General features: G+C 40.9%; 22 protein-coding genes and 1 other annotated feature. All 22 genes read left to right on the forward strand.

Translation table 11 applies throughout. The annotated features are described in order from the left end of the window. Window positions 1–15 precede the first annotated feature (15 nt). The 22 genes from IW492_RS08965 to glmU all read left to right on the forward strand — a co-directional run bounded on the left by IW492_RS08965 (window position 16) and on the right by glmU (window position 23773). The gene (locus IW492_RS08965; protein ID WP_202067274.1) at window positions 16–1269 is read left to right on the forward strand and encodes a dihydrolipoamide acetyltransferase family protein; all 1254 of its coding nucleotides are present in this window, start codon (window positions 16–18) and stop codon (window positions 1267–1269) included. A gap of 24 nt (window positions 1270–1293) precedes the next feature. Beyond that, window positions 1294–2688 (forward strand): dihydrolipoyl dehydrogenase, encoded by a 1395-nt coding sequence (gene lpdA / locus IW492_RS08970; protein WP_202067275.1) that lies wholly within the window; start codon window positions 1294–1296, stop codon window positions 2686–2688. A gap of 1698 nt (window positions 2689–4386) precedes the next feature. Next, window positions 4387–5766 (forward strand): hypothetical protein, encoded by a 1380-nt coding sequence (locus IW492_RS08975; RefSeq protein ID WP_202067276.1) that lies wholly within the window; start codon window positions 4387–4389, stop codon window positions 5764–5766. 160 nt (window positions 5767–5926) lie between these two features. Then, window positions 5927–6403, forward strand: coding sequence for a dUTP diphosphatase (locus IW492_RS08980; RefSeq protein WP_202067277.1), 477 nt, complete (start codon window positions 5927–5929; stop codon window positions 6401–6403). A 127-nt stretch (window positions 6404–6530) separates the two neighbouring features. Then, window positions 6531–7901 (forward strand): DNA repair protein RadA, encoded by a 1371-nt coding sequence (gene radA, locus IW492_RS08985; protein ID WP_202067278.1) that lies wholly within the window; start codon window positions 6531–6533, stop codon window positions 7899–7901. A gap of 273 nt (window positions 7902–8174) precedes the next feature. Then, window positions 8175–9317: a PIN/TRAM domain-containing protein gene (locus tag IW492_RS08990; RefSeq protein ID WP_202067279.1), complete on the forward strand. Its 1143-nt coding sequence runs from the start codon at window positions 8175–8177 to the stop codon at window positions 9315–9317. 3 nt (window positions 9318–9320) lie between these two features. After that, window positions 9321–10016, forward strand: a complete 696-nt coding sequence (gene ispD / locus IW492_RS08995; RefSeq protein WP_202067280.1) for a 2-C-methyl-D-erythritol 4-phosphate cytidylyltransferase — start codon at window positions 9321–9323, stop codon at window positions 10014–10016. A gap of 6 nt (window positions 10017–10022) precedes the next feature. Beyond that, window positions 10023–10496 (forward strand): 2-C-methyl-D-erythritol 2,4-cyclodiphosphate synthase, encoded by a 474-nt coding sequence (gene ispF / locus IW492_RS09000; RefSeq protein ID WP_202067281.1) that lies wholly within the window; start codon window positions 10023–10025, stop codon window positions 10494–10496. Between the two features lie 16 nt (window positions 10497–10512). Next, a complete protein-coding gene (gltX, locus tag IW492_RS09005) occupies window positions 10513–11973 on the forward strand; it encodes a glutamate--tRNA ligase (protein WP_202067282.1) in 1461 nt (486 codons plus the stop codon). A 2-nt stretch (window positions 11974–11975) separates the two neighbouring features. Continuing rightward, window positions 11976–12189, forward strand: a binding site (T-box leader). Window positions 12190–12323: 134 nt separating this feature from the next. Further along, window positions 12324–12872, forward strand: coding sequence for a serine O-acetyltransferase EpsC (gene epsC, locus IW492_RS09010; protein WP_202067283.1), 549 nt, complete (start codon window positions 12324–12326; stop codon window positions 12870–12872). Then, window positions 12856–14268, forward strand: a complete 1413-nt coding sequence (cysS, locus tag IW492_RS09015) for a cysteine--tRNA ligase (protein ID WP_202067284.1) — start codon at window positions 12856–12858, stop codon at window positions 14266–14268. Before epsC ends, cysS begins: the two co-directional genes overlap by 17 nt. Beyond that, window positions 14265–14672 carry a Mini-ribonuclease 3 gene (locus IW492_RS09020; protein WP_202067285.1) on the forward strand — a complete coding sequence of 136 codons (408 nt, stop codon included), beginning with the start codon at window positions 14265–14267 and terminating at the stop codon, window positions 14670–14672. The genes cysS and IW492_RS09020 overlap by 4 nt, the downstream gene beginning before the upstream one ends. Beyond that, a complete protein-coding gene (gene rlmB / locus IW492_RS09025) occupies window positions 14653–15474 on the forward strand; it encodes a 23S rRNA (guanosine(2251)-2'-O)-methyltransferase RlmB (protein WP_202067286.1) in 822 nt (273 codons plus the stop codon). Before IW492_RS09020 ends, rlmB begins: the two co-directional genes overlap by 20 nt. A gap of 13 nt (window positions 15475–15487) precedes the next feature. Continuing rightward, the gene (locus tag IW492_RS09030) at window positions 15488–16018 is read left to right on the forward strand and encodes an NYN domain-containing protein (RefSeq protein ID WP_202067287.1); all 531 of its coding nucleotides are present in this window, start codon (window positions 15488–15490) and stop codon (window positions 16016–16018) included. A gap of 197 nt (window positions 16019–16215) precedes the next feature. Next, window positions 16216–16776, forward strand: a complete 561-nt coding sequence (locus IW492_RS09035; RefSeq protein WP_202067288.1) for a sigma-70 family RNA polymerase sigma factor — start codon at window positions 16216–16218, stop codon at window positions 16774–16776. A gap of 123 nt (window positions 16777–16899) precedes the next feature. Then, entirely contained in the window at window positions 16900–17145 is a 246-nt protein-coding gene (locus IW492_RS09040; protein WP_202067289.1) for a Veg family protein, read from the forward strand. Between the two features lie 164 nt (window positions 17146–17309). Then, window positions 17310–18161, forward strand: coding sequence for a 4-(cytidine 5'-diphospho)-2-C-methyl-D-erythritol kinase (gene ispE / locus IW492_RS09045; RefSeq protein WP_202067290.1), 852 nt, complete (start codon window positions 17310–17312; stop codon window positions 18159–18161). A gap of 274 nt (window positions 18162–18435) precedes the next feature. Further along, window positions 18436–19389, forward strand: a complete 954-nt coding sequence (locus IW492_RS09050; RefSeq protein ID WP_202067291.1) for a metal ABC transporter substrate-binding protein — start codon at window positions 18436–18438, stop codon at window positions 19387–19389. Window positions 19390–19544: 155 nt separating this feature from the next. Beyond that, window positions 19545–20246 (forward strand): metal ABC transporter ATP-binding protein, encoded by a 702-nt coding sequence (locus tag IW492_RS09055; RefSeq protein ID WP_202067292.1) that lies wholly within the window; start codon window positions 19545–19547, stop codon window positions 20244–20246. Between the two features lie 33 nt (window positions 20247–20279). Continuing rightward, entirely contained in the window at window positions 20280–21116 is an 837-nt protein-coding gene (locus IW492_RS09060) for a metal ABC transporter permease (protein WP_202067293.1), read from the forward strand. A 142-nt stretch (window positions 21117–21258) separates the two neighbouring features. Then, the gene (purR, locus tag IW492_RS09065; protein WP_202067294.1) at window positions 21259–22074 is read left to right on the forward strand and encodes a pur operon repressor; all 816 of its coding nucleotides are present in this window, start codon (window positions 21259–21261) and stop codon (window positions 22072–22074) included. A gap of 313 nt (window positions 22075–22387) precedes the next feature. Then, on the forward strand, window positions 22388–23773 hold the full coding sequence (gene glmU, locus IW492_RS09070) for a bifunctional UDP-N-acetylglucosamine diphosphorylase/glucosamine-1-phosphate N-acetyltransferase GlmU (protein ID WP_269160928.1): 1386 nt from the start codon (window positions 22388–22390) through the stop codon (window positions 23771–23773). Window positions 23774–23800: the final 27 nt, after the last annotated feature.

The following is a 23800-nucleotide window of genomic DNA, read 5'->3' on the forward strand; positions in this document are numbered from 1 at the left end:
GGGAGGAGAAAAGAAATGGCTTATGAAGTCTTAATGCCGAAGCTGAGCTCCACCATGACTGATGGAACAATTACTGTCTGGCTGAAAAATGAAGGAGACACTGTAGAAGTCGGCGAAGCAATCTTTGAAGTAATGACGGATAAAATAGCGATTGAAGTGGAGGCCTATGAAGAAGGCATCCTGTTAAAACGATACATTGGTGACGGAGAAAGTGCACCGGTTAATTCGGTGATTGCCTATATTGGCGAAGCCGGAGAAAGCGTACCGGAGGAGATGCCGAGAGTGAGCGGAGGCGAAAGATCGGCTGAAGAGGAAGAACCTTCTGCAGAGACACCAAAAATTGATAGTGAAGCAATGAAATCAGAAACGAGCCAGCCAACTGAAGGCAAAATCCGTGCCACTCCGGCAGCCCGCAGAGCGGCCAGAGAAAAAGGGGTGGATCTTAAAAATGTGATAGGCTCCGGACCGAAAGGACGAATTCAGGCAGCAGATATCTCAGCGTATACGAAATTATCTTGTGAAACGAGTGCAAAAGTTGTTGGCGGACAACCAGTCTCAAGCACAGAAACCAGCCGCCTGATTCCATGGTGCGGCATGCGCAAGGTGATTGCGGAAAATATGCACCAAAGCACCTCCACGATTCCTCATGTCACCATGAGCGCTGAAGTCAATATGTCTGCCATGGTCAAGCTGAGAGAACAGCTGCTGCCGATGATTGAGGAACAGATAGACCAACGATTGTCCTATCTGGAGCTGATTATCAAAGCAACAACGATTGCCTTAAAGGCGTATCCGATGTTCAATGCCCATGGCACAGAAGAAGGCATTCGCCAGTTTGACGACGTGAATATGGGGGTGGCTGTGGCTCTTCCGGAGGGGCTGATTGTACCTGTGGTGAAGCAGGTAAACAGAATGGGGCTCAGCGAGCTGACCGCTTCTGTCAAAGATCTGACCGGTAAAGCCAGAGCCAGCCGACTGGCACCGGATGAACTGATCGGCGGTACATTTACCATCAGTTCACTGGGACGAAGCAGAGTCAAAGAATTTACTCCGATTATCAATGCGCCGGAAGCAGCGATTTTAGGCGTTGGCGGACTGTTTGAGAAGCTGTCCATAGATATGTACAATGACATGGAAAAAATTGAGCATGTCCCTACCTTGAACCTGTGTCTGTCCTTTGACCACCGGGTGGCCGACGGTGCTCCGGCAGCTGCGTTTCTCAGCATGATTGCGGAGATTCTGGAGAACCCAATGCGCCTGTTGTTGTAGGCGGAACGGAAGGAGGAGCAGAAGATGGCAAACAAGTTTGATACAGTGGTGATTGGAGCAGGACCGGGCGGCTATGTGGCCGCGATTCGTGCGGCACAGCTGGGTCAGTCAGTAACCATTATTGAAGCGGAACAGATCGGCGGTGTCTGTCTCAATGTCGGATGTATTCCGTCAAAGGCGCTGATTACAGCCGGTCACCGTTATCAGGAAGCACAGCAGTCTGATTTTTTAGGGGTTAGAACCAAAGAGGTCGAACTGGATTTTGCAAAGATGCAGCAGTGGAAAGACCAAAAAGTGGTTAAACCTCTGACTTCCGGTATCGCCATGTTATTGAAAAAGAACAGAGTAAAAATTATTGAAGGACGGGCACAGTTTACATCCCCGACAACGCTGGATATCCAAACAGCAAAAGGCTCAGAAACCATGACTTTTACACAGGCCATTATCGCCACTGGAAGCTCGCCGATTGAAATTAATGGATTTCCGTTTAGGAATCGGGTAGTTGACTCTACCGGCGGTTTGAACCTGAAGGAGCTGCCGAAGAAGCTGATTGTGGTGGGCGGCGGCTATATCGGCTGTGAACTGGCTGGTGCCTATGCCAATTTGGGAACAGAAGTCACCATAGTGGAAGGCAGCAGCAGTATCCTGCCGAATTTTGAAGCGGACATTCAGGAGCTGGTCTTGAAGCAGTTCAAGAAGAAAGGGGTGAAAGTCTACGTCAATGCCAAGGCGAAACAGGCAACGGCAGGCAAGGACCGGGTGACGGCTGAAATTGAGCTGTCTGACAACAAAATCAGGAAGCTGGCTGCCGATTACATCATGGTCACTGTCGGACGCAGACCGAACACTTCAGCACTTGGACTGGAAAAAGCCGGTATAAAAACGGATCAGAGGGGCTTAATCCCAGTGGATGCTCAATACCGTACCGTTCAGAAACAGATTTTTGCGATTGGGGATGTGGTGGAAGGTCCGGCATTGGCACATAAAGCCAGTTATGAAGGGAAAGTGGCGGCAGAAGTAATTGCCGGCAAGAATGTGGTGAAGGATTATCAAGTGATTCCGGCTATCTGTTTTACCGATCCGGAAGTGGCAGCGGTAGGCTATACTGTAAAAGAGGCAGAGGCAGCCGGGAAACAGGCGAAGACCGCCATGTTCCCGATGCAGGCCAATGGTCGGGCGCTTTCGCTGAATGCCACAGGAGGGTTTGTCCGTATTGTGTATGAAGAAGGCAGCGAGCTGATTCTGGGTGCCCAGATTGTAGGGGTGAATGCCAGTGATCTGATTGCAGAGCTTACCCTGGCGATTGAATCCTACCTGACACTGGAGGATATCGCATTGACCATTCATGGTCATCCAACCTTATCAGAAACGATCATGGATGCCTGTGAAGTTGGGCTGGGGTTGCCGATCCATATGTAGCAGGAGATAATAGAAGAAACAGATTATTCATTGAATCATTAAGTAGTGGAGACAAAAGGCAGACTGTCGTTGACTATTTCACAAAATAAGAACGAATAAGCAGTTTACTGTTGCTTTGATGATGTTATGGATAAACTCTGTGCAAAAACTGAACAATATAAATATATGACGATAATTTTGCTTGAAACGGCAAGATTATCGTTTTTTATAGTGAATACAAGCAGCTGAGTTGTAACTGAGCTTTTTCAGCATAAATACTCTTGAAAAATATGAAAAGTATTTTCCAATACTTTATATCAGAATCTGTCTATCAAAAATATTTTTATTGTATGACAGTTATAATCGGGCAATCATACATATACATAGGGTGAGTAAATAGAGATAATTCAGTAATATTCTGACCAAATTATAAATTACATTTCTTTCTGATATTTTTCTTTCCGAGTTTCCATACTCCTTATTAAAGGAATAAACTCAGATCAAGATCACTCAGACGATAGTCTGTTTTAGGCGGAACCGCAGTATAAATGGTACGAGTACTCTGTTGATCTTCCTGCAGCTGTTCATGTTGTGCAGTCAGCTAGCGATATAAATAGGAATAGCTGAATGATTGCGCTTTTGGCTGCCGGTGAGCTGTCCACTTTTAAATTTTCTGAGCAGCCTGTAAGTACTGCTGAGAAAATGATTAATGCAAACTTTTTTAATTAGATTCCATCTCTTCTGTTAAAATAAGGTTCTTTTGACAGCGTAACAAAAGGAATTTCAAATTACCATAAAGCTTTTTTTGAATTAATTTTCGTTTTTAAGGTTAGTTTAAGCTAGAAGGATTATTCTATAGTCAACCCAATAACCAAGCTTTTTCATTTAATACTTTCCTATCCCTGTCTTATTAATGAGGCAGGGTGTTTTTTTGTCCAGGAACAAAGAGCAGCGATACTCTATCCAGTTTTACAGATTAAATAAAATTGGTGAAAGGTCAAAATATACAAGTATTTCCCGCCTGCTGATTAACTGTTTTTAAATCAATAGAAAGTAATGGATTTCATTTTTTTAAATAAATTTCCCTTCTGTATATCCCGTAAAAAAGCAAGATTATAAATGAAGTCGATCAGGAAGTTACTCAGAAACCGTATTGACCCAATCAACGAACGTACGAACAGCTAAGGTAATCTGATAATACTTTGACTTTGAAAAGAAAACATTGCTGATACATGATTCTGTTAAACACTTCCAAAGCACCTCATTTTTGGTTAATTGCAGGGTGTAAGACGACAGAAACAGCAGCCGAATTGAGAATTAGCCAGAAGAAAGGGGGGGATAATTGTCATGGTGTACTCGGGTATTATCCAGTACCTTGACAATTTTTTCTTCTGGCTGGATAGTTAGGACTATTTCCAAAAAAGTCAGAAAAACAGTGATACTACCTCATTTTTCTTCAAGTGTATCATGAATAGCAAATCGATAAATTTTTAACTAATACTTCACTTAATATATATAATTGGTTCTCTGCTGATTTTTCCATAAAAATATCTCTAACAGTTCCAATTCATTTTCATTTGTTTTTCTTGAATAATTACAAACTTATCTATTTGTTGAAAAATTCAGGGAAATGGCTGAAAAAACGAGGTTTATCTTCGATTTTGTTTTGTGACAATGATAGACTGTAAGTATATGAAATTGTTTGAAGGAGTTGAAATGATGGGCGCTGTCAAATCAGTATTTACAAAACTTTATCCGGGGATTCCTTTTGTTCTTGTTAATACGGTTTCCTTTATTCCCTATTTGGTGTTTTTAAATATGCACACTGGAGCAGGGTGGGAAGGTATTCTCCCCTTTGTACTGTTTTACACTGTTAGAATAGCGGGTATTTTTTTATTAAAAAGCTTTCGATTAGCTCTGACAACACTCCACATTTTTATTCTTTCTTTGATTGTCGGTGCTCTGGGAGGCATCTTTGGTATTTTGGGAGAGTGGTGGTATCCTTGCTATCTTCTTTCTGCAGTACTGATTGGTTTGAGTGCAGCCTGGCTTCCTCCAACCAATACCACTATTAAATATCAGCGGAAAGAACTGAAGGTAAAAAAGGAAAAGACCAGCTTGATGACGCTTGTTTTTATGATTGTGCTTATCGGTATCTTTATCGGTTCTCTGACTGCGAATTTTCCTGCCAGGAATCTGGTTATTTTTACAGAGTACACGCTGCTGTATCTTGCAGCTTTATTTAAAATGAACAGCTATCCGGTTCAAGACAGACGCATGGATAAAATGGATGAGCAGACTTTTTTTATGAAGGAATTTCTATTGTTTCTGGTTTATTTTATTCTGCTGATTATTGTCCGTTTGGCACGTGCTCTATTTGATTCGCATTATCTGTCTATTGCAGTCATTGGCTTTTCTGCCTGTCTGATTGTTGCATCCTGGTATATCAGTACAGTTCACCGAAACTGGAAGCTGCCTATATGGCTCAACCTGCTGGTTTTTATTAATGGAATGAGCGTTAATTTTATTTTACTTTTCGGAACATTTTATACAGCATTTTATTTTGGAAACAATAAAATTGCCTTGTATTTGTATACGCCATATATTCTGGGAATTTTAGCATCTAAATTACTGATGAAATATATTTATCATTTATTTTTAAAATTAGACAGAGAGCTTATTCATATTTTTGGACTGATTTTTTCTTTAATATTACTGATGTTCCGTGCAATTTTTCCGATAGGTGTCTTTATTTTCAGTATGTTTATAAGCGCTGCCAGCACGTATTTAAATCAGGTATATGCTGAAAGCAGCGAACTCCCTAAGGACCAGCGGATTATTATCCGTTATGCTGCTCAGTCAAAAGGAAGTATTGTTCACCAGTTTCTAATTATGGGTGGACTGTGGATCATGGCAAAAGGATCAGGTATTTCAATTAATACGATACTGCAGATTACCGGATATAGGGAAGGTAATCCTCAGATATTACACATTATTGATGCAATTCATTATCTCAGTATCGGCATTTTGCTGTATCTCCTGTTTTTTATCCTATATGAACGTTTGTTTAAAAATAGAAAGCTGACTATTGAAAAATAATTATCAGGTATTTTTATGTAAGTATTTGACAACACCGCACTGAAATTTTTCTCTAAGAGGAAAGAATGAATTAACATACACAAATCATCCAAAAAATAACGTATTATAAAGCAAGTATGTTAAAATAAACATAGGTTATAAAAAACAGAGGAGAGCTTAGATGAAACAACGAGGTTTTGAAATTATTTCAGATTATGAAGATCAGCAAATTACTCTTCCCCAAAGGGCAACAAGCGGTGCAGCAGGCTATGATTTTGAAGCGGCTGAAACTATCGTAATACCCAGTATTTGGGCGCAAAAAGAAAAAGGGGAGACTCCAAAGCCAACTTTGATAAAGACAGGGATCAAGGTGTATATGGCGAAGAATGAATATCTGGAGTTAGTCAGCCGCTCCTCAAATCCGCTGAAGCGATTTCTGATGCTTGCAAACGGTGTGGGTGTGATTGACAGTGATTATTATAACAACGAAGGAAATGAAGGACATATTATGTTCCAGTTCCTGAATTTTGGCTATGAAGAAGTAACGATAGAAAAAGGGGAAAGAATCGGTCAGGGAATTTTTAAAGCGTTTCTTTTATCAGATACAGATGATGTGGAGGCGGAAAGAACCGGAGGATTTGGTTCTTCAGGCCAATGATTGCTTAAAATCTGATTAAACTTCTTTATTGATAATAAGAAGTCTTAGTGTAAACAGACCAGAGTGTGATAAAATACTAACAGTTAATACAACAACAAATTATAAGATTTGAGTAGGGAGCTGCAGCATGGCAAAAAAAGCAAAAGTTCAATTTGAATGTCAGACTTGCGGCTACATTTCTCCCAAATATCTAGGACGCTGTCCAAATTGCGGGCAATGGAATTCAATGGTGGAAGTGACTCTTCAGGATACAACAGACCGGCGTGTCAGAGTCAGTTTGACTGGAAAGAAAACTCAGCCTCAACTGCTGACAGAAGTCATTCCCAGAAAAGAACCCAGAGTAGCAACAAAGCTGGCAGAATTGAACCGGGTGCTGGGCGGCGGTGTCGTTCCGGGATCGCTGGTACTGATCGGTGGAGATCCGGGCATCGGAAAATCCACATTGCTTCTTCAAGTTTCTCAGCAGCTGACAGAAGTCGGCGGAAAAGTGCTGTATGTTTCCGGAGAAGAGAGTGCAGAACAGATCAAGCTGCGCGCGGAGCGTCTGGGTACGTCCAATCTTGATTTCTATTTATATGCTGAAACAGATATGCAGGAAATTTCCCGTGCGATCGAAAAACTTGAACCGGATTATGTCATTATTGATTCTATTCAGACGATGACTCAGCCGGATGTTACAAGTGTTGCAGGCAGCGTCAGTCAGGTGCGCGAAACAACAGCTGAACTGCTGAAACTCGCAAAGACTAACGGAATTGCTATTTTTATTGTCGGTCATGTGACGAAGGAGGGTTCGATTGCAGGACCTCGTATGCTGGAGCACATGGTTGATACTGTATTGTATTTTGAAGGAGATAAGCATCATACCTTCAGAATTTTACGTGCAGTCAAAAACCGGTTTGGTTCAACCAATGAAATCGGTATTTTTGAAATGCGGGAACATGGACTGGAAGAGGTGGCAAATCCTTCACAGGTATTTTTAGAAGAACGACTTGATGGCGCAACAGGATCTGCCATAGTCGTAGCCATGGAAGGCAGCCGTCCGATTCTGGTAGAGGTTCAGGCACTGGTTACTCCGACAGTTTTTGGGAATGCCAAGCGAACGACAACCGGTCTTGATTTTAACCGTGTATCGCTGATTATGGCGGTACTTGAGAAAAGAGCTGGTCTGCTGCTTCAGAATCAAGATGCTTATCTGAAAGCAGCCGGAGGTGTGAAGCTGAATGAACCAGCCATTGATTTGGCAGTAGCTGTCAGTATTTCCTCCAGCTATAAAGAAAAGGGAACGAAGCCGACAGAGTGCTTTATCGGAGAAATTGGTTTGACAGGTGAAGTTCGGCGGGTGAACAGCATTGAACAACGAGTAAGAGAAGCAGCCAAGCTTGGCTTCACGCGAATCTATCTCCCCAAGAATAATCTGGGGGGCTGGGAACCACCTAAAGAAATTGAAGTAATCGGTGTTTCAACGCTTGGAGAAACACTGAAAAAAGTTTTTCAGTAAACTAAAAAGTATGGCAGGACTGATTTATTGTAAGTTCACAATAGCTGCTCAGATGTCTTATCAAAATGAAAACTGACAGTCCGCCGCCATACTTTTTAATAGATAGTAACAGCGGCAGGATGTCGAATCTTTTTAATCTATTTTTATGTTTAAGAAAAAATAACGAGACAAGGTGTTCGGCTGTCAGTGATGGTATATTATTTTGACTGGACCATTGTATCCAGTCGTTTTTAACAAATAATCAAAAATAAAATTTGAGAATAGGAGAGTACTATGCAAAAACGTGTAATCTCTGTCTTGATGGTTGTTGTTGGAGCCAGCTTGGGAATATCATTATTTCCTATAGCTTGGAAGATGACAAATCAAGCGGATAATAAATGGCTGAACAATAATTTTACTAACAGTCTGATCGGTGCAATTATTTTCTTTATTTTATCTTTACTGTTAACAAAATACATTATTTCAGCAGTTAAAAGAATTGAAAAATCTTTAAATGAGGTAAGTCTGACCTTTCTTCTATTTGGAAGTGTCGGAGCGATTTTAGGCTTAACGCTCGGTGTGATTATTTCCATCCCAATGTACAACTTGGATATTCCTGTAGTGAACAGTCTGGTCCCTATTTTAGTTATGATTATGCTGGGTTATCTGGGCTTTCGAATGGGAACTACCAGAATTGAGGAGTGGAAAAAAATCTTTACCAGCAGACAAAAGAAACCGTTGCCGGAAAATGAAGGACAGATGCTGGAGCGTAAGGTGGAGGATCATTTTCACAAATATAAAATTTTGGATACAAGCGTAATTATTGATGGTCGAATTTATGATATCACCAAAACCGGATTCCTGGAAGGCGTTATTTTAATTCCTAACTTTGTTTTATATGAGCTTCAATATATTGCTGATTCTGGCGACAGCTTGAAGCGGGTACGCGGACGACGCGGGCTGGATATTCTGAATGCCCTTCAAAAAGAAGAAGGAATTTCTGTGGAAATGTACGATGGAGATTTTGAGGATATTGCAGAAGTAGACAGTAAACTGATTAAGCTGGCAAAGCTTTTAGATGGTGTCGTTGTAACTAATGACTATAATTTAAATAAAGTCTCTGAATTTCAAAATGTTCCGGTTCTGAATATCAATGAGCTGGCAAATGCTGTGAAGCCGGTAGTGATTCCAGGAGAAACAATGAACGTAATGGTTGTCAAAGCCGGAACAGAGCGGCAGCAGGGGGTGGCTTATCTTGACGATGGCACCATGGTTGTTGTTGAGGACGGGCAGCATTATATGAATGAGCATATTCAGGTCGTTGTGACCAGCGCTCTTCAGACAGCTGCTGGACGGATGATTTTTGCCAAACCTGCACATTCAGGCAGAGGAATTGATGAAAATAAGGGTTCCTATCAGGCAAATGAAAAGAAGTAGATTATGAAAGAATATGAAGTTATTTTACTGGCAGCAGGTCAGGGAAAAAGAATGGGTGCTTCCCGAAATAAAATTTTGCTGCATCTTATGGGGAAACCGGTTATCCTGTATTCGCTGAAAACGTTTCTGAAAGATCCGCTGTGCAGGCATATTATTTTAGTAACTCAATCAGATGAACAGGATTTGCTTAAAGAAACGATTCGAAAAGTTCGAAGCAAAAACTGTACGATTACTATTGTTCCCGGCGGCTGTGAACGCCAGTACAGTGTGTATAATGGTTTGCAGAAGCTGAAACATCCAGAAAATATTGTGATGGTTCATGATGGTGCTCGGCCATTTGTTACTCGTTTGCAGTTAAAGGAGCTTCATGCGGCAGCACTTGAAACACGTACCGCTATTTTGGGTGTACCGGTTAAAGATACGATTAAACGAGTAATCAATGGAACAGTTCAGGAAACCATTCCCAGAGATACATTGTGGCAGATTCAGACACCACAGGTTTTTTACGGAAATGACCTGATAAATGCACATGAAAAAGCCCGTGAAGAGGATTTTCTGGGAACGGACGAATCTTCGTTGATGGAAAAATATAGTAATCTTCCTGTGACAATGGTTCTTGGAAGCTACGAAAACATTAAATTGACAACACCGGATGATATGTTGATAGGTGAAGCAATTGTTAAACGAAAAAGGAGCTAGACAAATATGTTTAGAATTGGTCAGGGATTTGATGTTCACCAGCTGGCAGAAGACCGCAAGCTGATTGTCGGCGGTGTGGAAATTCCCTTTTCTAAGGGATTGTTGGGACATTCGGATGCTGATATTCTGCTTCATGCCATTACCGATGCAATTCTGGGCGGTGCGGGCTTAGGTGATATCGGTCATCTGTTTCCAGATACAGATCCTGCATTTAAAAACGCAGATTCGATGGAACTGCTGTATCAGGCAAATAAAAAAGTCATGGATGCAGGCTTTACTATTAACAATATTGATTGTACAATTTTAGCAGAGCAGCCGAAAATGAAGCCGTATTTGGAAAAGATGAAAGAAAATATTGCCGAGACCTGTAAAATAACCGCAGAACAGGTGAATATAAAGGCGACAACGATGGAAAAAATGGGTTTTATCGGTCGTGAAGAAGGAATGGGAGCGATGGCGGTCGCTTTACTCGAAAATTAAGAAAGAGGAAAAGATAATGACAAAAGTTCGTGTACGTTACGCACCAAGTCCAACAGGACACCTGCATATTGGAAATGCAAGAACAGCTTTATTTAATTACTTGTTCGCCCGTCATAATGATGGTGAATTCATTATCCGTATAGAAGATACAGATCAAAAGAGAAATATTGAAGACGGTGAAAAAAGTCAGCTTGAAAATCTGGCGTGGCTTGGAATTAATTGGGATGAATCTCCAGAAAATCCGGGTGAGTATGGTCCGTATCGCCAGTCTGAACGAAAAGAGATTTATCAGCCGCTGATTGATCAGCTGCTAAGCAGCAATCGTGCGTATAAATGTTATTGTACAGAAGAAGAGCTGGAAACAGAAAGAGAAGCACAGAGAGCGAGAGGTGAAATGCCTCATTACTCTGGAAAGTGTGCAGATCTGTCGCCTTCAGAACAGGCAGAAAAAGAAGCACAGGGATTGAAACCGGTCATCCGTTTCCGCGTTCCAAGAAATACTACCTATACATTTGATGATATGGTTAAAGGGGAAATCGTATTTGAATCTGATAATACCGGCGGCGATTTTGTTATTCAAAAACGTGACGGTATGCCTACCTATAACTTTGCGGTGGCTGTAGATGACCACATGATGAAAATTACTCACGTGCTCCGCGGTGATGATCATATTGCCAATACACCAAAACAGCTGATGATTTATGAAGCATTTGGCTGGACACCGCCAAGCTTTGGGCATATGACTCTAATTATTAATTCAGAAACAGGGAAAAAATTAAGTAAACGTGATGAAACTATCCTGCAGTTTATTGAACAATATCGTGAGCTGGGCTATTTGCCTGAAGCAATGTTCAACTTTATCGCATTACTGGGCTGGTCTCCAGTTGGGGAAGAAGAAATCTTTTCTCAGGAAGAGCTGATCAATATTTTTGATCCTGAACGCTTAAGCAAATCACCAGCTGCTTTCGACAGCAAAAAGCTTGAGTGGGTAAACAACCAGTACATGAAGCAGATTGATTTGGATGTATTGGCAGATATGTGTATCCCTTACTTGATTGCTGACAGTCGCGTAGAAAAAGATCCAACACCGGAACGAATTGAATGGTTGAAGAAACTTGTCAGTCTTTATCAGGCGCAAATGAGTTACGCTGCTGAAATAGTGGGACTTTCTGACCTGTTCTTTAATGAACATCCGGTTCTGGATAATGCAGCAAAAGAAGTTCTGGCAGGAGAAACAGTTCCTGAAGTGCTGAATGTGTTTAAAGCACAGCTGGAAGAAGCCGCTGTAGTGGATGTTCCAACAATTAAAGCGGCAATCAAAGCTGTTCAAAAGGAAACAGGAGTAAAAGGGAAGAACCTGTTCATGCCGATTCGTGTAGCTGTTTCCGGATTGACACATGGACCTGAGCTGGCAGAAACTATTGAGCTTTTAGGAAAAGAAAAAGCACTAGCTCATTTAACGAATGTTTTAAAATAGAAAGAAACACACAGAAAAGAAGAAGTAAAAGGCTGTTTATTTTCAGAGAGACTGCGGCAGGTGTAAGCAGTCAGTAAATACCCTTTGAAATGCCCCTTTGAGTGGTCTTGGTGAAAAGCAAGTAGCTGAGAACGGCTGACAGACGTTACCTGTTTTGAGGCAAAGCAGCAGTCTGTTTTGTGAAAAAAAGTGGAACCACGTGAAAGCGTCTTTTAAGCGGAATTATTTCGTTTGAAAGGCGTTTTTTATCATTAATTAAGGAAAATAAAGGGGAAAAAGAGTCTGTCTGCTGATGGTAAAATGAACTGAAGGAGTTGTTTTGAAAGAAGATAATGAAAGGAAGGAAGCTTATGAGTTGGTTGAAGAGGAGCATTGCTGCGGTTAGAAAAAATGATCCGGCAGCCCGTTCCACTGCAGAAATTCTGTTTACCTACCCAGGGGTATATGCGCTGTTCTGGCATCGGCTGTCGCATTTTTTATACAATCATCATCTCTATCTGCTGGCAAAAATTCATGCTCAATTTTGGCGATTTTTGACAGGTATTGAAATTCATCCGGGAGCAACAATCGCACCTGGCGTTTTTATTGATCATGGGATGGGTGTGGTTATTGGTCAGACAGCTGAGATCGAGGAAGATGTGGTGCTATTTCATGGTGTGACGTTAGGCGGTACAGGTAAAGACAGCGGGAAACGACATCCTACTGTTAAAAAAGGTGCAATCATTTCTGCACATGCACAAATTTTAGGACCGGTTACCATAGGAGAACAGGCAAAAGTAGGTGCTTCAGCAGTTGTGCTGATCGATGTACCGGATCGAGCGACAGCAGTGGGAATTCCGGCAAAAATAGTCCGAATCAACGGGGAAAAGGTAGGAGAAAAAGATGATACAGATTTATAATACATTAACCAGACAGAAGGAAGTCTTTACACCTTTGGAAAAAGGAAAGATTAAGATGTATGTCTGCGGACCAACAGTCTATAATTATATTCATATAGGAAATGGGCGCAGTTCAATTGCCTTTGATACGATTCGCCGCTATTTTGAATATAGAGGTTATGAAGTAAATTATGTTTCCAACTTCACAGATGTGGATGATAAAATTATCCGGGCAGCCAATGAGCTGGGGATTACAGCACCGGAAGTTGCAGATAAATTTATTCAGGCATTTAAAGAGGATACTGCGGCGCTGAATGTAAAGCCTGCTACTGAAAATCCAAGGGTAATGGATCATATGCCGGATATTCAGGCATTTATTGAGGCACTGATTGATAAAGGGTATGCGTATCAGTCTCAGGGAGACGTATACTATCGCACTAGAAAATTTAAAGAGTATGGGAAATTAAGCCACCAATCCATTGATGAGCTTGAAATGGGCGCCAGTCAGCGTACTGGAGAAGAGCTGAAGCTAAAGGAAGATCCTCTTGATTTTGCTTTGTGGAAAGCGGCAAAAGAAGGAGAGATTTTCTGGGATTCTCCTTGGGGTGCCGGTCGTCCGGGCTGGCATATTGAGTGCTCGGTGATGGCAGGCAAGCATTTGGGCGATACCATTGATATTCATGGCGGCGGTCAGGATCTGGAGTTTCCGCATCATGAAAATGAAATAGCACAAAGTGAGGCAAAAACCGGGAAAACATTTGCGAATTACTGGATGCACAACGGCTACGTAACGATTGGCGAAGACGATGAAAAAATGAGCAAGTCTTTAGGAAATTTTATTACTGTACATGAAATGGTTAAGCAGGTAGATCCTCAGATTTTGCGGTTCTTTATGGCAACGACTCAGTATCGGCGCCCGATCCGCTATAGTGAGACAACTCTGAAAGAAGCGGCAGTAAATTATCAGAAACTGAAAATCGCTTTTGAAAATCTTTCTTTCAGAAAAGATTCAGCAGAGGAGGCGTTGCTGGAGGATGCTGAAAAGATTGCGGAACTGGATCAGATTGAAGCAGCTTTCATTAAAGAAATGGATGATGACTTTAATGCGGCCAATGGAATTACGGTTGTTTACGAATTGGCAAAATGGCTGAATCAGTACAGTGAGCAGAATTCTGTTTCCAAAAAAGTTACAGAATATGCCTTGGGATTATATACGGTACTTTTGGAAATATTTGGCATTCTCTTTTCTTCGGCTGAACTGTTGGATGATGCTGTTGATCAGCTGATTGAAGAAAGAAATCAGGCAAGAAAAGATCGAAATTTCGCTCGCAGCGATGAAATTAGAGATCTGTTAAAAGAACAGGGAATCATTCTTGAGGATACTGCTCAGGGAACCAGATGGAGACGTGGCGAATGAGAGATTACACACAGCTGAACGGTCTGGCACTGGCTTATGTAGGGGATGCAATTTATGAAATATACATTCGGGATTACCTGGTCTCAGAAGGACAGACGAAGCCAAATGTTCTTCACCGAACTGCAACCAATTATGTCTCAGCAAAGGCGCAGGCTTCTCTAATGCAGGGAATGCTGTCGGAAGGCAAGCTGTCGGAAGAGGAAGAGCTGATTTACAAGCGTGGAAGAAATGCCAAAAGTCATACCTCGGCTAAAAATGCGGATATCACAACTTACCGTGTTGCGACCGGCTTCGAAGCGTTGATGGGCTATCTTCATTTAATGAAGAGGACCGAACGTTTGGAAGAATTGATTGAATGGTGTATAAAGAAAGCAGGTGAGCAGAATGAAGCCAGGAAGAAATAGAAACAGGCAAAATGATAAGAAAGACAGAAGACCTGTGAAAGTGAAAAAACAGGAAGGCCCTGTCGCAGAAAAAAATGATGATTTTGTTTTTGGTCATTATGCGGCACTCGAAGCACTGGGAAATGACCGCGGCAACAAATTGTTTTTGCAGGAGGACCTTTCTGGAGAAAAGATAGAGAGACTGAAAGAAGCTGCAAAGGAACATGCAGTTCCGGTAAAGTGGGTACCGAAGCAGAAGCTGGATACTTTGAGTGACCGAGGCGTCCATCAGGGGGTGGTTCTGGCTACAACTGCATATGAATATTTGACGCTGGATCAGCTGCTTGAAAAAACAGAATCGGAGACTCCTTTTTTTCTGATACTAGACAGTATAGAAGATCCGCATAACTTGGGCTCTATCTTGAGGACTGCTGATGCAACGGGAGTGGATGGAGTGATTATTCCAAAGCATCGGGCAGTGGGTGTTACCTCAGTTGTTGTAAAAGCTTCCACAGGGGCTGTAGAGTACGTTCCCATTGCCAGAGTAACGAATCTGACCAATGCAATTACGGAGCTTAAAAAGGCCGACTTTTGGATATTTGGGACAGATATGCAGGGAACCGACTATCGGCAATGGAATACCACAGGAGCTGTTGCACTGATTATCGGAAATGAAGGTCGGGGAATGAGTAAAGGTCTGCATAAAGAGGTAGACGAACTGCTGACTATTCCCATGACAGGGCATGTTCAAAGTTTAAATGCCGGCGTGGCTGCCGGATTATTAATGTATGAAGTTTATCGGGGAAGAAATCCCAAGGTATGAGGAGGTGAAATCGGTGAAAAAGCAGCTGCTGATTGTAGATGGCTATAATATGATTGGTGCATGGCCGGAATTAGTTCGTCTGAAAAATCAAAACAAGCTGGAAGATGCAAGGGAAGCGCTGCTTCACCGATTATCCAACTATGCGAAATATGAAGGTCTTGAAGTAATGGTTGTTTTCGATGCCCAGCTGGTACCTGGAATCCAGCAAAGCTATAAAAAATATCAGCTGACAGTTGTTTTTACAAAAGAAGAAGAGACGGCTGACAGCTATATTGAACGTGTAACAGGGGAAAAAAACAATCTGCTGACACAGGTCTCTGTGGCTACGAGTGATCTGGCTGAACAATGGCTGATTTTTTCAAAAGGGGCACTCAGAATTTCTGCCAGAGAATTATATGACCAGATTCGTAAAACAGAGCGGACGATTGCCATTCATGCGACGGATATTCAATATCAGAGCTTTAGACGGAACTCACCCTGGGATATGGAACAACTGTCAAAGCTGTCTGATATTTTAGAAGAGCTTTCGAATGAGAAGGACTGATTTGAAAATATACGCAAGAATGTATGAGTACAGAGAAGAGCCATCAGAAAAAAACTCTATATAATAAAATAATATGCTAAAAAGAAGAAAATATTTATCGTAATATATTTTCTTCTTTTTTTATCTTCATTTTAGATGCGGAGAGATGGTACTCTTTTTTCATCAATTTGTTTAATTGGATGGAAAGGGAGTTAAGTATGAATCAGTTTGAAACAATTTTACACGGGGACTTTGAAGCATTTGATCAGCTATATCGAAAGTATTATCCAGTTGTTTTTAAAATGCAGACGAAGTATTATTTGAGAGGATTTGATCAGGATGACTGGCTGCAGGAAGGACGAATTGTCTTTTTTCGTTCTTTGGAAAAGTTTCAGGAAGGACACAAAGTAACAATCGGAAATTTTTTTAAGCTTAATTTCGAGAATCATATTCGAAGTTTAGTCCGCAGACAATGCGCCTATAAGCGTCAGGGGGACATAACTGCTGTATCACTTGAACAAAAAATGGATACACAAGGGGAAACATTTTTGGATTATATGCAGATAGAAGAATCTCAAGCGCTGGACTACATGATTATTCGTGAAAAACTGGAAGATGCTCATAATGTCCTGTCTTCTTTTGAGCGGGTTACATTTGAAGAATATATGGATGGCAAAGAGCTCAGCGATATTGCAGAAGAATATGATGTGCAGCCGATCAGAGTCAGAAGTGCCTATGATCGGGCAAAAAAGAAGATCAAATCATTGATATATGATTAAAAAAAAGAGAGAAAAATAAAAGAATTAAATAATTGTAGTATAAGTAGTTGCAATTATTTTTGTGCTATGGTAAACTTGAAATTTTCCTGTACATGTGATACAATCGTTTTTGAGGTGAATGCAATGCCAACAACTTTAGCTTCAATCAAGAAAGACTTGGAATGCCGTATTGGCAGTAAAATCACATTGACTGCGCAGACGGGAAGAAAACGGCAGACAGAACGTTCAGGTGTTTTAACAGAAACCTATCCTTCTGTTTTTGTTGTAGACTTAGATCCAGACGAAAACTCGTTTGAACGGGTTTCTTATAGTTATTCAGATGTGTTGACACGTACTGTAGAAATTGAGTTCATCGGTGAAGCTGTCTAAAGAATGACGAATCAAGTTGGGTAAAACGGAAATTTCGTTTTGTCCAACTTTTTTTATATGTTGTATTATACAAACATTCTATGTACTTCACTAAAAACATATGTTAGAATTTTAAAGGATTCTGTCGTATAAGATTGCTGATATATCATAGAATAGGTGGAGACATGGAGATAATTGAGAAGGCACCGGCAAAGATTAATCTGGGTCTGGATGCATTATACAAGAGGAAAGATGGATATCATGAATTGGAGATGGTGATGGCTAGTGTAGATTTGGCAGATCGTCTTTCGTTTGAGCCTCTTCCGGATAATCAAATTATCCTTGAAACAAATAATTCTTTTATTCCTTTAGATCAAAAAAATCATGTGTATATCGCTGCAGAGCTGATAAAAAGCAGGATGCAGATCGATCAAGGAATAAAAATCTTTATAGAAAAACGAATACCTGTTGCTGCCGGCCTTGCGGGAGGCAGCAGCGACTGCGCAGCCACACTGAGAGGATTGAATCGGCTTTGGCAGTTGGGTCTGACAAATACCGAACTGGCTGAACTGGGCAGTGAGATTGGCTCGGACGTTCCTTACTGTATTGAGGGAGGAACAGCTTTTGTGACAGGCAGAGGCGAGCGGATAGAAAAGCTTCAGCCTATGCCGCAATGCTGGGTAGTCCTTGTGAAGCCGAAAATGAGTGTTTCAACAGGCTCTGTATTTGGTAGTTTGTCGTTTAACAGCATCCATCATCCGGATATTACTGGTCTGAAAGAAGCAGTGCAGGCAAACGATTATCTGCGAATGACACAAACAGTTGGTAATGCATTGGAAAGTGTGACAATTCAGCGGTATCCAATTATTCAGCAGATTAAAGATCGAATGTTGAAATTTGGCGCTGATACAGCTTTAATGAGCGGCAGCGGACCTACTGTTTTTGCATTGTGCGATAAAAAGAGCAGAGCCCAAAGAATTTATAATGGGCTAAAAGGCTTTTGTGATGAGGTTTATCTGGTAAGAACACTGAAATAATTGCTTATCAGTGTGTATCTGATTTAGATATGCAGCATGTGCCTGGAATTATAAAAGATTCCGGGCTTTTTGCTTTTTTCTGAATCTGGAAATAATTTCGTGCTTCAAGTCTGTAAATGAGGTCTATTTCTTACTGCAAATCACCTGAATGAAAAAGGTTTTCAGATTCTTTTGATTTTTTTCTTGACGGAATTTTTAACTTCTGATAAAGTAGGTTTTGCTCTTAAATCGTAAAAATTACGATTTGCAAAAGTAAATCGGAATGGAGAAAAAAATGAAGCGAAAATTTTTGAAATATAGTATGTGTATCGGTATGCTCTTACTAGGTATTTTTATTTTAGCTGCCTGCGGGGAAACAACGAAGCCGGCAACTGACAAACAAGATCAGATTACTGTGATGACTACTTTCTATCCTATGTATAATTTTACAAAAGAAATTGTAGGAGATGAGGGAACTGTTGAACTGTTAATCCCTTCTGGTACAGATGCCCATGACTTTGAACCAAGTGCAAAAGATATCGCAAAAGTTTCCGATGCAGACTTGTTTGTATATAATAGTAATGAATTCGAAACCTGGGCAGAAGATGTCATTTCAAATATCAATCAGAATAGTGTAAAAATTGTAGAAGCAAGTAAAGGTATTGATTTGATGGAAAGCGATGACCATGATCATGAAGAGGAAGAAGAAGAGCATGATCACAGTCACGAAGTAGACCCGCATGTCTGGCTGAACCCTGTGCTGGCCCAAAAAGAAGTGGAGACAATTCGTGATGCGCTGGTAAGCAAATATCCTGATAAAAAAGAGGTATTTGAAGCAAATGCAGCTGCTTACCTTGAAAAATTACAGACATTGGATGCTGAGTACAGAACAGCTTTTGCAGCTGTTGAAAATAGGACCTTTGTGACACAGCATGCTGCTTTTGGCTATCTGGCAAAAGAATATGGACTGATACAGGAGTCTATTTCAGGTATTTCTCCCGATCAGGAGCCTTCACCAAGTCGTTTGGCTGAATTGAAGAAATATATTGATGAGCATCAGGTAAAGGTCATTTATTTTGAAGCAACAGCTTCCTCAAAAGTAGCTGAAACGCTGGCTAAAGAAACAGGTGTTGAGCTTTCAGTACTGCAAACACTGGAAAGTCTGACAGAAGAGGAGCAGCAGTCAGGTCAAGATTATATTTCTGTGATGCAGGAAAATCTTGAAGCCTTGAAAAAGAGTATTAAGTAAAGAACAAGACTGATATATTTTGGCTGTATTCTAGAGCATGTGCAGGTTTTGATTGCTCTGAATGAAGCAGTTTTGGATGAAAAATAAAGTAAAGAATAAGATATCATCAGACTGGGAACTGAATATGTTATTTTATTAAAAAAGGGAGAGCGTATATGCATTACATTGATGTACAGGGACTAACATTTTATTATGATGATGAGCCTGTTTTGGAAAATGTTTCCTATTATGTTGATCCGGGTGAATTTGTTATTTTAACGGGAGAAAACGGAGCTGCAAAATCAACCCTGATAAAAAGCACGCTTGGGCTGCTTAAACCTGCAAGCGGAACAGTAACGGTATCTGATAAAAATGCTGAAGGGAAAAAAATCAGTATCGGCTATATTCCTCAGCAGATTGCCTCATTTAATGCTGGTTTTCCCAGTACGGTGCTGGAATTAGTCCGCTCCGGTCGATTTCCCAGACAGCGCTGGTTTCAGCGACTGACAACAAAAGATCATCAGCACGTGGAAAAGGCATTGAAAGCAGTTGGTATGTGGGATATGCGGCATAAACGCATTGGTGAGCTTTCCGGCGGGCAAAAACAGCGGATCAGTCTGGCCAGAATTTTTGCAACAGATCCTGACCTGTTTATTCTTGATGAACCCACAACAGGGATGGATGAAGAATCCAGAAACGAGTTTTATCGTTTGTTAAGACACAATGCTCATGCTCATGGCAAATCGATTTTGATGATTACTCATGATCATGAGGACATTAAGAAATATGCAGATCGGCAAATTCGCTTAGTGCGGAAAGAAGACTCTCAGTGGCGTTGTTTTCACATGAGTTCTGAGACAGACATGGATGAAGTATAAAATTGAAAAAGATAGATTAGGGAGTTGAATATTTTGGAGATGTTTTCATATGAATTTATGAGGCGGGCATTTCTGGCTGCAGGATTTATTTCTGTTATCGCCCCAATGCTGGGAGTGTTTCTGGTTATCCGGAGGCAGTCGCTGATGGCAGATACGTTGTCCCATGTCTCTTTGGCAGGAGTTGCTTTGGGGCTGTTCTTTAATTTGAGTCCCAATTTAATGACCTTGGTTGTAGTCATCATAGCAGCTGTTGTTCTGGAGTATTTGCGGCATATTTATAGTACATATTCAGAAATTTCAATCGCTATTTTAATGTCCGGCGGTCTGGCACTCGCACTGGTTCTGATGAATATGAACAGCGGGAATTCTGCAACAAGTATCCAGTCATATTTGTTTGGTTCCATCGTTACTATTACATGGGAACAAGTAGTAATTTTGGCAGTTTTGTTCGTTGTGCTGGTCATTCTGTTTTTCCTGTTCAAGCGCCCGATGTATGTGTTGACGTTTGATGAGGACACAGCGCATGTTGATGGACTTCCTGTACGCTGGATGTCCATGCTGTTTAATGTAATAACAGGAGTTGCCATTGCTGTGATGATTCCAATCGCAGGAGCCTTGCTGATTTCTGCTATTATGGTGCTTCCTGCAGCGACAGGATTGAGAATCGGAAAAGGGTTTAATATGGTAATTCTAATTAGTACAGTTGTAGGGTTGGTGGGGATGATGGCAGGATTGACTGGTTCTTATTATCTGGAAACACCACCGAGTGCGACCATTACACTGGCATTTATTAGTATTTTTTTAGTAATCAATGTTATTCGTTATATTACAACCATCTCTTTAAGAAATAGAAAAATTAAAGGAAGTTAGGGAAAAACGAAGATTCTTTTCCCTGACTTCTTCTTTTTTATAGAATATGCGAACTATTTCAGATTTTTTCTTTAAAATGCTCGAATTTTTTCTTCTAAACCCTTATAATAAGGAACGATAGAGAAAAAAGGAAGTGACTAATTTGAAAACCCGTAGAAGTGAACGCCTAATTGATATGACACAATATCTGTTAAGTCACCCACATACATTAATCTCTCTGACATTTTTTGCTGAGAGATATCAGTCTGCCAAGTCTTCTATTAGCGAAGATCTGGCGATTGTAAAAAAGACGTTTCAGCAGAGAGGAACAGGTCTTCTGGAAACCGTACCGGGAGCTGCAGGAGGCGTTCAGTTTATTCCCAAGATTCCATACGAGGAAGCAAAGCAGTTTATTATGGAGCTGGGTGACCGTTTGTCCGAACAGGATCGTCTGTTGCCGGGCGGCTATGTCTATCTTTCTGATTTACTGGGACAGCCGGAGCTGCTGCGTCAGATTGGTCGGGTGATTGCTTCAATTTATTTAGATCAAAAAGTTGATGCAGTGATGACTGTGGCAACAAAAGGTGTGCCGATTGCACAGGCAGTTTCTTATTATCTGAATATTCCCTTTGTGATTGTCCGCAGAGATTCAAAAATTACAGAAGGTTCTACAGTCAGCGTGAATTATGTATCCGGTTCATCTGAACGGATAGAAAAAATGGAGCTTTCCAAACGCAGTCTGGAACGGGGATCGAGGGTTCTTGTCGTAGACGATTTCATGAAGGGCGGCGGAACGGTTAACGGTATGAAGAGTCTGATTGAGGAATTTGAAGCTGAATTGGTGGGCATTACTGTATTTGCAGAGTCCAAATTCAATGGACAGCGTGCAATCAATGATTATACATCTCTGCTCTATGTGAAAGATGTGGATACCCAGACGAAAACGATTAATGTTGTTCCGGGAAATTATTTTAGTTAAGAATAAATCAAAATAATTGCTAGACAAGGAAGCTTTGCTGTTCAAAAAATAGCGAAGTTTTTTTGCTATACTGAATAGGATCATCCATCCATAAACTAATAGTTATAGAATGGACCAAATTGATCTGCATTATTTAAAATTGGTTTGGTTGAAAAAGTGCATTTGGTAAGATAAACTAAGAGAAGGTTATGATGAAGAAGTTTATCTTTATCAAAAAAACTTCATTTGTTTGGGATTTAAAGAGCGGGGATTTTAGAATTACGCCGTTCTCTTGTTATAAAAAAGAATGAGACAGAATTGAGGAGTGACAAATTTGGAAGAGAACAGATACGTCATCATTTTAGCTGCAGGTAAAGGTACACGTATGAAATCAAAGCTTTATAAAGTCCTTCATCCCGTGGCAGGGAAGCCTATGGTAGAGCATATTGTCGATCAGGTAGAGCAGACTAAGCCAACGGAAATTGTGACAATTGTCGGCCATGGTGCAGAAGCAATCAAAGAGTATTTGGAAGAACGGACAAAGTATGCGTTACAGCAGGAACAGCAGGGAACCGGACACGCGGTCATGCAGGCAGAAAGCTTGCTGAAAGGGAAAAAGGGAACCACACTGGTGATTACAGGAGATACGCCTTTGTTAACGGCAGAAACACTGACCAATCTTTTTGATTATCATCAAGGGAAAAATGCTAGTGCAACAATTCTGACAGCTCAAGCTGATGATCCTACAGGTTATGGACGAATCATTCGTGATCATTTGGGAATTGTTGAGAAAATCGTTGAACAGAAAGATGCGTCTGAAGAAGAGACACGTGTAAGAGAAATCAATACAGGAACATTCTGTTTTGACAATGAAGCCTTGTTTTCTTCCCTTTCAAAAATAGAGAAAAATAATTCGCAGGGTGAGTATTATTTAACAGATATTATTGAAATTTTGAAAAACGGCGGAGCGACAATTGCGGCTTACCGGATGGCTGATTTTGATGAAGCAATGGGGATTAATGATCGAATGGCACTGGCCACCGCAAATAAAATTATGTATAAACGTCTGAATGCGATGCACATGATGAATGGTGTTACGTTTGTCGATCCTGCTAGTACGTACATTGATGAAGGCGTAGTGATTGGCTCAGACACTGTGATTGAAGCAGGAGTCTGTATCAAAGGAAAAACTGTAATCGGTGAGGACTGCTTTATCAGCTCCGGTTCGGAAATTGTGGACAGTGTGATTGAAGACAATGTCAAGATTGTTCATTCCGTAATTGAAAAAAGTACCATTCGAAGTCATGCGGATGTCGGTCCATTTGCCCATTTAAGACCCAATACAGAAATTGGTTCACGTGCACATATTGGGAACTTTGTTGAAATAAAAAATTCTTCAGTAGGTGAAGAGACTAAAATTGGTCATCTCAGCTATGTAGGGGATGCAGATTTAGGGAAAGATATCAATGTCGGCTGCGGTGTTATTTTTGTGAATTATGACGGGAAAGATAAGCAGCATATCTCAGTAGGAGATCATACGTTTATCGGTTCAGGTTCTAATTTGATCGCACCGCTGACAATCGAAAACAATGTAATGATTGCTGCTGGATCAACCATTACGGATGATGTATATACACATGATCTCGCAATCGCCAGAGCAAGACAGGTCAATAAAAAGGGATACGCAGAGAATTTTTCTTATTTTGAAGGTAAGGAATAAACGGTGTTCCAGTCTTTGTATGATCCG

It is taken from the genome of Enterococcus sp. BWB1-3, from assembly GCF_016745275.1.
In the GTDB taxonomy this organism is placed as follows: Bacteria; Bacillota; Bacilli; order Lactobacillales; family Enterococcaceae; genus Enterococcus_L.